General features: G+C 54.5%; 9 protein-coding genes and 1 pseudogene. 7 read left to right on the forward strand and 3 right to left on the reverse strand.

Translation table 11 applies throughout. The annotated features are described in order from the left end of the window. Positions 1-59 precede the first annotated feature (59 nt). A complete protein-coding gene (locus Q4501_RS14410; RefSeq protein WP_303596961.1) occupies positions 60-1085 on the reverse strand; it encodes a helix-turn-helix domain-containing protein in 1026 nt (341 codons plus the stop codon). A 170-nt stretch (positions 1086-1255) separates the two neighbouring features. After that, complete coding sequence (locus tag Q4501_RS14415) at positions 1256-2257, reverse strand: YeiH family protein (RefSeq protein ID WP_303596962.1); 1002 nt, start codon at positions 2255-2257, stop codon at positions 1256-1258. Positions 2258-2514: 257 nt separating this feature from the next. On the opposite strand from Q4501_RS14415, the gene Q4501_RS14420 reads away from it, so the two are divergent. Together Q4501_RS14420 and Q4501_RS14425 are read left to right on the forward strand one after the other, a co-directional pair. After that, entirely contained in the window at positions 2515-3942 is a 1428-nt protein-coding gene (locus Q4501_RS14420) for a PLP-dependent aminotransferase family protein (protein WP_303596963.1), read from the forward strand. A gap of 120 nt (positions 3943-4062) precedes the next feature. Next, positions 4063-6435, forward strand: a complete 2373-nt coding sequence (locus tag Q4501_RS14425) for a DUF6351 family protein (protein ID WP_303596964.1) — start codon at positions 4063-4065, stop codon at positions 6433-6435. A 27-nt stretch (positions 6436-6462) separates the two neighbouring features. Here Q4501_RS14425 and paaX read toward each other — a convergent pair whose 3' ends face one another. After that, positions 6463-7434, reverse strand: a complete 972-nt coding sequence (gene paaX, locus Q4501_RS14430; protein ID WP_303596965.1) for a phenylacetic acid degradation operon negative regulatory protein PaaX — start codon at positions 7432-7434, stop codon at positions 6463-6465. A gap of 435 nt (positions 7435-7869) precedes the next feature. Between paaX and Q4501_RS14435 the strand changes: the two genes are divergently transcribed. The 5 genes and pseudogenes from Q4501_RS14435 to Q4501_RS14455 form a co-directional block, all read left to right on the forward strand. Beyond that, positions 7870-9030 (forward strand): ABC transporter substrate-binding protein, encoded by a 1161-nt coding sequence (locus tag Q4501_RS14435; RefSeq protein WP_303596966.1) that lies wholly within the window; start codon positions 7870-7872, stop codon positions 9028-9030. 78 nt (positions 9031-9108) lie between these two features. Next, positions 9109-9984 carry a branched-chain amino acid ABC transporter permease gene (locus Q4501_RS14440; RefSeq protein ID WP_216006510.1) on the forward strand — a complete coding sequence of 292 codons (876 nt, stop codon included), beginning with the start codon at positions 9109-9111 and terminating at the stop codon, positions 9982-9984. Further along, positions 9984-10991 (forward strand): branched-chain amino acid ABC transporter permease, encoded by a 1008-nt coding sequence (locus Q4501_RS14445; protein ID WP_303596967.1) that lies wholly within the window; start codon positions 9984-9986, stop codon positions 10989-10991. Before Q4501_RS14440 ends, Q4501_RS14445 begins: the two co-directional genes overlap by 1 nt. Next, the gene (locus Q4501_RS14450; protein ID WP_303596968.1) at positions 10988-11746 is read left to right on the forward strand and encodes an ABC transporter ATP-binding protein; all 759 of its coding nucleotides are present in this window, start codon (positions 10988-10990) and stop codon (positions 11744-11746) included. The genes Q4501_RS14445 and Q4501_RS14450 overlap by 4 nt, the downstream gene beginning before the upstream one ends. A 21-nt stretch (positions 11747-11767) precedes the next feature. Beyond that, a pseudogene (locus tag Q4501_RS14455) lies at positions 11768-12217 on the forward strand (hemerythrin domain-containing protein); the annotation flags it as partial. Between the last annotated feature and the right edge of the window lie 93 nt (positions 12218-12310).

The raw sequence follows: 12310 nt of genomic DNA on the forward strand, positions 1-12310 counted from the left end.
GGTGGTTCCGGGTATGGCTGTTGGTAGGTGTTCAAGAAACAGAAACCACCAGGCTATTGTCACGCCGCTGAATGTTTCTGGCGAAACTCTGTTGGCGTTGCCTGTTTGATTTCCCGGAACGCCCTATTGAATGAGCTCAGGGAGCGGTATCCGACATCCAGAGCAATGTTGAGAATTGGCGTGTCAGGGGCTGTAATCAGGCGCGTTGAGGCTTCTGCAATCCGCAGCTGGTTGATGTAGTCGTTGAAGTTACGATAACCCAGGTGCTTGTTGATCAATGCGCGAGTGCGATACTCAGGCAGGTCGAGCTCTCCGGCCAGCCTTTTAAGAGTTAAATGTTCAGTGCGGTAATAGCCTTCTGCCATCAGGTCGGCAAGTCGTTTTGCATGCTCGTTCTGGAAATCGGCCTGACCGGTGTTTTCGTTAGGCTCCTCGTTCTGTTCAGGCTTGGTGGGTGGGGTCAGCCCGCTTTGGAACGACAGCTCACTGAACCGCCCCTGTAAAAGGAAGGTAGCTATTGCCACGCCGGCAATTGAGACCACCAGGGCCCGGTTGATAGCGTGAGCAATACCCAGATTGAATGCCAAAGCGACCCATAAAACTGCAGTGCCCGCGATAACTAAAACGAGAGCGCGTAGTTTTCGGCGCGGTTCCACAAGGTCCGCCGGCCAATCTGCAAGAACTATCCAGAAGCCGTTGGCAATAATAACGAACTCAAACAGTTGGCCCAATTCCCAACCAAAGAAAAGCACCCAGCCTTCAGCATTTTGGTGGCTGTAAAAACACCTGGCGACGCTGGGCGCCACCACACTGAATAAGGCCATCAGGCTCCATACGGAAAACGAGTTCAGGCGTTGGCGAAAAGTGATCTGGCACAGGAGCCAGAACAGGGCCGGAAGCATGCCCTGCAGGTTCAGAGTAAGCCACTGCCAGTGAGCCGGTGCGAGGGGATGGAGCAGAAACCCGAAGCTGGCAATGAGAAAAACCGCGAACACTCGTGCAGCGGATGAGCGGTGTAACTCACGGGTTGTTGTAATCAGTAGGATAACCAGGCAACCCAGGCTAAAACCGGTCAGAATCAACATGCTTGGAAGACTCAGCGCTATTATTGTTATTTGCTTTAAACGGATGCAAAGATGTCACTCGGGCGTGCCGGTGTCAATTATGACAGCCGTTGTCCGGCTTGGCGCCTGGTAGCGCAATGCCCGAACGGTGAACCTGTGCAGACACCGTATTTGTAGGCTTCCAGACCGGATTATGCGCCCATTAACAGTGGGGTCAGCAGCATGCCTTCCACAATGAGCACCACAAACAATATCAACGCCAGTAAGAAGGGCTTGAAACCCAGGCTGCGCAGTTTATCAATCCGTGTTTCATAGCCCAGTGCCGCCATTGCCATTGCCAGAGCGACCTGGCCGCCCAGAACAAGTGTGTCGTGAGCCATCGCCGGTAGTGCAATAGTGCTGTTCACGATGACCATGGCTACGAAACCGAAGGCAAACCAGGGGATGGTTAAACCCTGGCCACTAGCGTACTCGGGCTGTTCCGTTTTAATCCGCTTTAACCACCACTGACCAACAATCAGCAGGAAAGGAACCAGCAGCATGACGCGCACGAGTTTTACGATAACGGCGTTGGCCAGAGCATCGGCACCAATGGCATCACCCGCGGCTACTACCTGTGCCACCTCGTGCACGGTTGCGCCAATGTACACCCCATACAGGCTTTGATCCCACCCGAGAACCGAATAGAGAGCAGGGTAGACAAGCATTGCCAGGCTACCGAACAGTACCACTGTCGCGACGGCCATGGAGGTTGCCGCCGGCTTGGAGCGTATGGTGGCTTCAGTCGCGAGGATAGCCGCTGCGCCGCAAATGGCGCTACCGGCACTGGTCAGCAGGGCGGTCTCTGCGTCCAGGCGGAACACACGTGTGCCTAGTTGATAGCCCAGCACCAGTATTGTACTCATTACAATAACATCGAGCGCGACCACTCCCGGGCCGAGAGCCAGAATCTGGCCGAGGGTGATGGAAAAGCCAAAGAGAACAATGCCTCCTCGCAGCAGCCAGCGCGTCGCAAACTTCAACCCCTGCTCCAGGCCACCAGCCTTTCGGGCCCATGGCATATTTCCGGCGAGCATCCCCAGCAGCAGAGCGAAGACTAGTGGGCTGATGCCGCTTTGTTGAATGACCGGGATGTCCGCCAGGACGAACCCACCGGCGGTAAGCAGAGCGCAGACTCCTAACCCTTTCCACATGATTCCTGACTCCATAACATTGGATATATGGATAGAATGCTACGGAATATTTAACCTGTAAAAAGGGTAAAGTTCATTAAATAATCCTGAAAAATCGATAAGAGATCTTTAGGTAATGAAGCAAGCGGCTCTGTGCAGTGCTCTGTACCAAAGGGGCCGACTGGTCTACGCTTAAATAAAATAAAAATACGAGTCGCCTGGTTGATCTGCAGGGATAGCCACGTTGCGTTGCTCTGGGACGAGTGTCGGGACTGTCCATGTCTGGAAAAGCCTACCTGTATGAAAATGTCAGCCATCACCTCAGGCAGCACATCCATGAGGGGAGTTACCGTGCCGGAGAGAAGCTACCCTCTGTGCGGGTGCTCAGCCGCCTCTTCCAGGTCAGCGTCAACACTATTTTGCAGTGCTTTCGGCAGCTTGAAGCCGATGGCCTGATTCATCGTATCCCGCGTTCCGGTGTGATCGTTACCCCGAATTTGTCTGAACAAAAACCGGTGGATGTGACACGGACGCCTGTCCCCTTACTTCCTGTGGAGGTATCGCTCAGTCAAGAAATTCTGCGCTACATGGAGCCCTACGTAAGTCACTCCATGACGCGGTTCGGGATAGCATTACCGGGCACTGAAATTATGCCTGTTGAGCGAGTCATGCAGGAGTTCAGAGGGGTTACCCGGTCAGATGGGCTTGCCACCTGGCATTATGCCCATCCGCGCGGTGAGGAAGTTTTTATTCACCAGCTTGCCCGCCGAAGCCTGAACTATCCGGTGCCGGTTACCGAACAGGATGTGCTGGTCACCAATGGCTGTATGGAAGCCATTGAGCTCGCTTTGCGGGTAGTGACAAAGCCCGGTGATGCCGTGGCTATAGAAACACCCACCTATTACGGCACCTTGGTTGCACTGGAGGTTTTGGGACGTAAGGCTTTGCCCATTCCCACAGACCCTCACCAGGGTATCCGTTTGGCAGAGCTTGAGCAGGCTATGCGCCGGGGCCAGGTATCTGCCTGTATTGTTTCAGCCAATGCCCAGAACCCCTTAGGGTTCAGCATGCCGACCGAAAACCGGGAAAAGCTGGCGCGGCTGGCCGGGCGCTATAAGGTGCCGGTGATCGAAAATGACATCTGGGGTGACACGGTTTTCGGGGAGGCGCAGTTGCCGGTCAAGGCATTTGACCACGTAGGCGAGGTCATCTACTGCAACTCTTTTTCGAAATCTCTCATGCCAGGGATGCGGCTGGGCTGGATTGCTCCGGGGCGCTTTTTGCACCGGGTGCTCGAACTGAAACAGGTGAGCAACATTACCACGGCTTCGGCGCCGCAACTGGTGATGGCCAGGCTGATGGAGAGCGGCTTCTATCATCAACACCTGCAACAGTTGCGCACTCACCTGCAGTGCCAGACCCGTGAATTAATGGCGCTATCTCGCCAGTATTTTCCAGTAGGCACACGAATTAATGAGCCGTCCGGAGGGTGTGTTCTTTGGCTGGAGTTGCCGAACGCCGTTGATGCCGGGCGGCTTTTCGATTGTGCTCTGAAGCAGCAGATTCACATTTTTCCGGGGCGGGTATTTTCTCCCGCCGGGCGTCATACTCATTGTCTGCGCCTGAATGCGGGGAGCCCTGTTACGCCAGATATTGCTGCAGCCGTGCGCAAGCTTGGCGTACTGGCACACCAGCAGCTCACTTGACGATTCACAGTACAGCGCCTGTTTGAGTGTTTTGTCCAAATCTGTATCTGTTGCGATCTGCTACTCACTCCTATGCTCTGTGTTACGCCCGACAATAAGACAACGAAGAGGGAATTGTTTATGCGTAAGAACTCAAGGGTACAGTTTGGCCTGGTCGCAGGCTTGACGACCTTCATGTTAAGCGGTTGTTTCGATGGTTCCAGCAGTTCAGGTAGTTCCTCCGATCAACCAGACCTTGAGCTCGCCACTCTGTCCAGTGCTCCGGACCAGGTCAGTGGCAACGATGTTCTGGTGGGCCTTGACGGCGATGCTGCCACGATCGCTGCGGAAAAGGACAGCCTGGAACTCTGGCTCAATGATGCCAAAGTCACCCCAGTGATCCGGGAGGGCCGGAAGGGCCTGGAAATTCTCGTCACAGGATTGTCTGAGGGCGAAAACCGGCTGGAGCTGCACCATGTTGAGTACGGGCCGCTAAGCGATCTGACATTGACGGCTTATCCCGTAACCGGTCCGATATTCTCTGGCCCGCAGCAGTATCCCTTCGTGTGTACCGTAACAACAGAGTTGGGTAAGCAGCCCGAGGTGGATACACAAGGCGATACAGGCTTCCCGGTTATGGATGGCGATGGTAACCAGGTTGGATTGAGCCGAGATTGCACAATCGACTCCTACGTCACGTTCGTTTATCGCACTACCGGAGGTAATTGGGCTCCCTTGCCTGATGACGGCTCCCGGCCTGCGGATATGGCCACCACAGAGCTTACCGATGGCCGCACCGTTGATTTCATCGTGCGCCAGGAGCGCGGGACCATTAACCGGTTTATCTACAGCTTTGCCACCCTCGCCGAACTGGGGGATGAGCCTGAGGAGACCTCCGCTGTCAACTGGAATGGTCGCCTGTTGTTTCACTTTCAGGGTGGGGTAGCCATCGGCCATTCACAGGGCCGGGTCAGCGACAGTCGTGCGCTACGCCCAGATACGCTTGCGAAGGGTTATGCGGTTATTTATTCCACCGGTACCAAAGCAGATACCCATTATAACCTTCAGGTCGGTGGTGAAACGGCGCTGATGGTGAAAGAGCATTTCATCAAACGCTTTGGTGTGCCTGAGTACACTGTATCTGTTGGCGGATCCGGGGGCGGTATCCAGCAGTACGTTTATTCCCAGAATCATCCTGATCTTCTGGACGCTGGTGTGCCCCAGTACTCCTACCCTGACATGGTCACACAGACCATTCATATCGGTGACTGTGAACTACTTGAGTACTACATGGATGTCACTGATAAAAACAACGCCAAATGGCAGACAACAACCAACCGGAGTTGGCTGGTCGGGCTGAATGCGACTGATGATTACCCAGACCCATTGGCAGGTGCAAAACAGATGCTCGGGTACAGTACGGCACCCGGCATGACCGAGTGTATCCCGGCCTGGCGTGGGTTGACGCCTCTGGTGATGAACCCGGCCTTTGGCGCGGCCCGCAACCAGGAATTGATGCAGCCTGAGGGTGTGATGGATAGCGTTGAGTGGACGCATTACGACGATCTGAGAAATATCTACGGACTTGACGAAAACGGCAACCCCCGCACCCTGTATGACAATGTTGGCGTGCAATATGGGCTTGGAGCACTTCTGGATGGCAATATTTCGACATCCGAGTTTTTAAAGCTGAACGCCCAGATTGGGGGGTGGAAGCAGCCATCCGAAATGGTGCAGGAAGGCTTTCCATTTGTTGGTTCGACTGTTAGCCCCGCCAGCTTCGATCCCTGGAGCTCCCGAAACATGACTCTGAGCCCGGACGGCACGCAACCGGCGCCCCGGACTCAGGGCGATCTGATGGCCATGGAAGCGGCCTATACCTCCGGCATGGTGTTTGATGGCCAGCTTAATATGCCGGTCATAGACTGGAGGCATTACCTCGAGGAAGTGCTGGACATGCACAACAGCCACCAATCTTTCTCGGTGCGCCAGCGCATCATCAACAAACTGGGCGATGCTGACAATCAGGTCATCTGGTTTACAGATGCCCGCCCGACGGATTTGTCCGACCCGGATGAGCCTGAGCCAAACGAAGAATCTGACCCCACCGTAGAGGCCTTGGAGGTGCTTCATGATTGGCTGATGAACATGCGCTCGAATCCCGAGCTGAGTATCGCCGAAAACAAGCCGGCAGCAGCCGTAGACGGATGCTATAAAGCGGACGGCACTCTTATCGCTGAGGGTGATGGCGTATGGAACGGCATTCTTGATAACGAGCCTGAAGGTGCCTGTACTGCGGAGTTTGAGACCTACTCAACTTCACGTATCGTGGCCGGTGGGCCGATTGAAGGCAGTGTGTTCAAGTGTGCGCTGAAGCCGGTTACAACCGCTTTGAATGACGACACCTACGGCACAGTGTCATTTACCGATGACGAAATCGCTCGGCTGACCGAGATCTTCCCTGACGGTGTTTGCGATTACAGCCAGCCGGATCAGGGGCGCCCTGCGGGTTAATTGCAACGCAAGCGTAAAGCGGAGGAGTCAGGCAGACTCCTCCGCCACTGTTGCAACATTATTTGCTGAATTTTCTCCGACCAGGCCGCCAAAACGACGGTAAAAGCCTGGCGTCGGCCCGGGTAAGGGGCCAGATGCATTTTCCAGCAGGCTCGAGAGGAGCTCATCAGAGCGGCTGTATATCGCCCGGTAGAGATTGCGACACAACTGTTTGGCGCTCCGTCCTTCCCAATCACCCGGTAGCAGTTCGTCAGGCAGCAAGGGATCCCGCAGCAATATTTTACGATACTCGTGAATCAGCAGGATGCGCGCGGTAACGCAGTCTTCGGGGCTCAGGTTGTCGTTGGTGCTGAGTTCCCGCCACAGAGGCCGGAACTTTTCCAGGAAGCGCTTATAGCGAAAGCCCAGCTCGTCCAGATTCCAGCTTTCTTTGACCTGCTTGCGCAGTGCCTTGGGGCTTCGTTGTTCCAGGGGCTGGGTTTGCATCACGATGGTGTCGTCCAGCGCTCCCCATTCCTGCAATAGAGGCACGAGCTCATGGCGCGTGAAGCGAGGATGTTCCATTACACCTGTTGCCATGCTGCCGAAACTGAGCCATTTGAGTTCCTCACGAACCTTGGCCCGGATTTCTGGTTCCAGCTGGTTAAGGAATACCAGGCACCAGCTACCATTCCAATCGTCGGTCCCGATGGTGTAGACATGCTCAAATGCCTGCTGAAATCGCCTCAAGCCGGCGCCAGTAACGCTGTAATAGCTGCAGCGGCCGACTTTTTCTGTTTGCAGCCAACCATCCTGAACAAGCCTGTAGACAGATGTGCGCACAAGGCGCTCGCTTACCCCCATAGGCGTCAGCAGTTTCATGAGGCTGCCCAGCCACACGTTGCCGCCGCGAGGGTGCACTATGTCGCCATAGGTAGTAATGATCAACGACCCTGCGCGCAAAGGACGCTTCTTCTGGAAGTCCCGGATCAGACTTTCGAGCTGTTGTTTTGCAGACATGATTGTTTTATTCCTTCAAGGCCGTTCCGGCGCCCATTATCCTTGATACCGGCCTCGCGTAAAGCTGCATGAAGCCGGAGCGGGCAATAATAGCTCTGGTGTTTCCGGGTAATGTCATAAAGGCATATGTGTGCTAATACATTGGTATTAGTTGGTGAAAAAGTTGTATGCCTGACTGCAGTCCTCAGTTGACACCGGATTAGTGATACAATATTTTCCATTGATATCCGTCAACGGTATCGTATTATTGGAGTGGCGGATAGCCAATAATGGCTGAGTTCGACGAATGTCGGCCGTGCCAAACTGAAAACAGTGCGCTGCGAAGATTCACGTGATACGAAAAGTATGACCTTTGTAGGAAAAACGTTCTGTTTTCGGAAATTCAGGGGCCTATAAAACCAAAATGCCCTGACAACACCTGGGAGAACAACAAAAATGTTCAAAGATATCACGCGTCGTGCAAGTAAGTTTGCAGCTATTGCCGCGGCCGGCTTGCTGGCCATGAACGTTCAGGCAGCTGAGCCCATTCGTATTGGATCCTTTCTTGCGGTTACCGGACCGGCCTCTTTTCTGGGCGATCCGGAGCTGAAAACCCTTGAAATGTATGTAGAAAAGATCAACGAGGAAGGCGGTGTACTGGGTCGTCAACTCGAGCTTGTTCATTATGATGACGCTGGTAACGCGTCCAAGGCCCGTAACTTTGCAAGCCGCCTGATCCGCTCTGACCGAGTGGACATTATTGTCGGTGGCAGCACCACGGGTGCCACCATGGCAGCAGTGCCGATGGTTGAGCAGGCGGGTATACCGTTCATTTCCCTCGCGGGTGCGGTTGTTATCACTGATCCGGTTAAAAAGTGGGTTTTCAAGACTCCGCAAACGGATCGTATGGCGGCAGAGCGTGTGTTGACTGATATGAAAGAGCGCGGCCTGACCAAAGTGGGCCTGATCTCGGGCACCGGTGGTTTTGGCAGTTCAGGTCGGGAGCAAACGCTTGCTGCGGCCAGCGCAATGGGTGGAATCGAGATTGTTGCTGATGAAACCTATGGCGGTTCTGATACTGACATGACGGCCCAGCTCACCAACATTCGCGGCACCGACGGTGTGCAGACCATTCTTAACTTCGGTTTTGGTCAGGGTCCGGCCATCGTTACCCGCAACTACTCCCAGCTGGGTATTGAACTTCCGTTCTACCAATCCCACGGTGTTGCTTCTGATAGCTTCCTCGAACTGGCCGGTAACAGCGCTGAAGGCCTGAGATTGCCTGCGTCACCCTTGCTGGTACCAGATTCGCTGCCAGCGGATGACCCACAAAAGCCAGTAGTTGAAGCGTACAAAACCGAATACGAAGCGCGCTGGAACTCCAAGGTGTCTACCTTCGGTGCTTATGCCTATGACGGCCTGATGCTGGCGGTTGAAGCCATCGAGAAAGCGGGCAGCACAGACAAAGCCGCAGTACGTGATGCGCTTGAGAGCATTCAGGGCCACGTAGGTGTTACGGGTACCTTCAATATGTCACCCGAAGATCACAACGGCCTGGAAGCTGAATCCTTCCGCATCCTGGAAGTTCAGGATGGCAGCTGGAAGTTGATCAACTAAGCCTATTCTTATCCGTACCACAGGTAACCAGTTGTCCGTAAAGGATGGCTGGTTGCCGCTGCGCGAGCGGAACCGATTATGTTCTCTGAATTCCTGCAATACCTGTTTACGGGCATCACAATTGGTGCCACCTACGCTTTGATCGCCCTGGGTTTCACGCTGATCTATAACGCCAGCCATGTGATCAACTTTGCCCAGGGCGAGTTCCTGATGATTGGCGGTATGGCGACTGTGTCTTTGACGGCCATGGGCGTGCCAATGCTGCTCGCGATTGTACTTGCTGTAGTTCTTGCCGGTGTGCTGGGTATTGCCTTGCAGCGCCTGGCTATCGCACCCGCTAAAAATGCGGATGTGGTTACGCTGATAATTATCACCATTGGCGCATCTATTTTTATTCGTGGTCTGGCTCAGCTGGTGTGGGGTAAGGAATACCACGTTATGCCAAATTTCAGCAGCGAAGAGCCGATTCAGATTTTCGGAGCCGTGCTTAACAGCCAGAGTCTTTGGGTACTGGGTGTTGGTGCGGTTCTCGTGGCCGTGCTGGTCTACTTCTTTACACGTACACTGACAGGCAAAGCGATTCTTGCCACCTCGATGAACAAAGACGCTGCGCGTCTGGTCGGTATCCGGACCCAGGTCGTGCTGATGCTGGCATTCATGGTGTCTGCATTACTGGGTTCTGTAGCCGGTATTGTGGTGGCGCCGATTACCTTCACTTCCTATGACATCGGCATCATTCTTGGCCTGAAAGGCTTTGTGGCAGCGGCCATCGGTGGCCTGGGAAGCGGTATGGGCGCGGTTGTGGGTGGCCTGGCTCTTGGCGTTGTGGAAGCCATGGCTGCAGGGTACCTGTCGTCTGACTATAAAGACGCTGTGGCCTTCTCGATGATTCTTGTAGTGCTGTTCTTCATGCCCCGGGGCCTGTTTGGCGCCAAAGTTGTGGAGCGGGTGTGATGATGGCTCAATTTTCGCAATTCCGTCTCAAGGGCCTGGTTTTCCTGGCTATCGTGGTGTTTGCCCTGCCACTGTTCATTTCCAACCCGTTTCATTATGGCCTGGCCACGCAAATCGCGCTGATTGCCGGCGCTGTCGTCGGCCTTAACCTTTTGGTGGGCTTTGCTGGCCAGATCAGCCTGGGCCATGCGGGATTTTTCGGGATAGGTGCTTACTTCAGTGCCATCATGACCAGCAATTATGGCTGGTCTGCCATCCCTGCACTGGTTGTTGGTGCCATCGGTGTGGCGATTATTGCGTGGACTGTCGGGCGCCCGATTCTACGCCTCAAAGGCCACTACCTCTCCATGGCAACCCTCGCGGTGGGTTTCATTATCGCGATTATTCTGAACAACGAGCGTGAGCTTACGGGCGGGCCGGATGGCATGCCGATGCCTGCATTTGATGTGTTTGGCTGGGAACTCAGTGTCTTTGGCCAGTACTCCCTGTTTGGCATGGACATCAGCGGTGATCTGGCCTGGTACCTGTTTGCCGGTGTAATACTGCTCGCAGCCGTCTGGTTGGCGCAGAATCTGATTGACTCGCCGATCGGCCGGGCCTTGCGTTCGGTTCATGGCTCAGAAGTGGCGGCCAGTGTAGTGGGTGTAAATACTGCAAAGTATAAAAGCCTGGTGTTCGTGATTTCAGCGGTATATGCCAGTGTAATGGGCGCGCTTTACGGGCACTTCCAGGGCTTCATTACACCTTCTATCGCAAGCTTCGACTTTTCGATTTTGCTGATCACCATGGTGGTGTTGGGCGGTATGGGCTCGACCATAGGCGTGATCATTGGCGCTGTGGTATTGGAGCTGTTGCCACAAGTGCTGGCGGATTTTCAGGAGATGGAAATGATGTTGTTTGGTTTGATCCTGATGCTGACCATGATCTTCATGCCCAAGGGCTTGCTGCCAACAGCAGCGAATTACCTGAACAAACGACGCTCAAAATCTGCCGGAGGTGACGCATGACCGCTCTGGTGGAAGTCAATAACCTGTCCAAGGCCTTCGGTGGTGTGCACGCTGTAGAGGGCGTAAGTTTCTCTGTCGATGCCGGCCAGGTGTATTCGGTTATCGGCCCCAACGGCGCCGGTAAAACGACGTTATTCAACCTGATCACCGGTTTGTATACACCCACCAGTGGTGAGGTGAAGCTTAATGGCGAGAGCATCGCCAAGCTTCAGCCCAATGATCTGGCCGAGCGCGGTATGTGCCGAACGTTCCAGCAGATGCAGATCTGTATGAACATGACCGCCATTGAAAACGTCATGCTGGGCCGGCACCTGACGCTGAAAAGCAATTTGTTGACCACTCTGTTCCGTTTGCCTTCGCTTACCCGCGGGGAAAAAGCCGCGCGGGAAAAGGCCACTGAGCTGATGGAGTTTGTGGGTTGTGGCGAGTACCTCGATACCGAAGCATCCGCTATGTCCTATGGTGCGCTTAAACGCCTTGAGATTGCCCGGGCACTGGCTGCAGAGCCTAAGGTCGTCCTGCTGGATGAGCCGGCGGCGGGCCTGAACGCTGTGGAGACTGCCGCTCTGGAAGAGCTGATCCGCAAGATTGCCGAACAGGGCATTACGGTGATGCTGGTAGAGCACGATATGAAGCTGGTGATGGGCATTTCCGACCGTTTGCTGGTGCTTAATTACGGGCGCGTTCTGGCGGAAGGCACGCCGGAACAGATTCGTGCAAACCCGGACGTGATTGCAGCCTATCTGGGCGGTTAAACGGAGCGAGGAATAACGACAATGACACAGACACCGACCAACGTTGCGCCTGAAGACAGCTATAGCCTGCAAGCCATCAGTACGATCGTTCAGGAACATCAGGCACTCTGGCGCATACTGGATCTGCTGGACCAGCTTCAGCACGACATGAATATCAATGAACAACAGCCAGATGAAACCTTGTTCAGCACAATCTTCGACTATGTTCAGCACTTTGCGCGGCGGGTGCACAGCTCTCCCGAAGAAATCGTGCTGTATCGTTTGCTGGGCGACAAGTCACCGGAAACCAAACCGCTGCTGGACAAGTTGGCGCACGGTTATGTGATTGGTGACCAGAAAATCAATGAGTTACGTCATCTGCTAAGCGTGTGCATGGAGCAGTGGCCGGATGGCCGGGAAGACTTCAGCCACGCGTTGGCACGATTTACCGAAGCGTTGCGCAAGCACATCAAGAAAGAAGAAGGCGTGGTCATTCCCCGGGCCCGCAAGCTCCTGAGTGAAGACGATTGGCGCCTGATTACGGAATCTCGTGATCAGTCCAATGACCCGCTTTTTGGTGAACGG

This window comes from Marinobacter sp. 2_MG-2023, assembly GCF_030546935.1.
Classification (GTDB): domain Bacteria; phylum Pseudomonadota; class Gammaproteobacteria; order Pseudomonadales; family Oleiphilaceae; genus Marinobacter.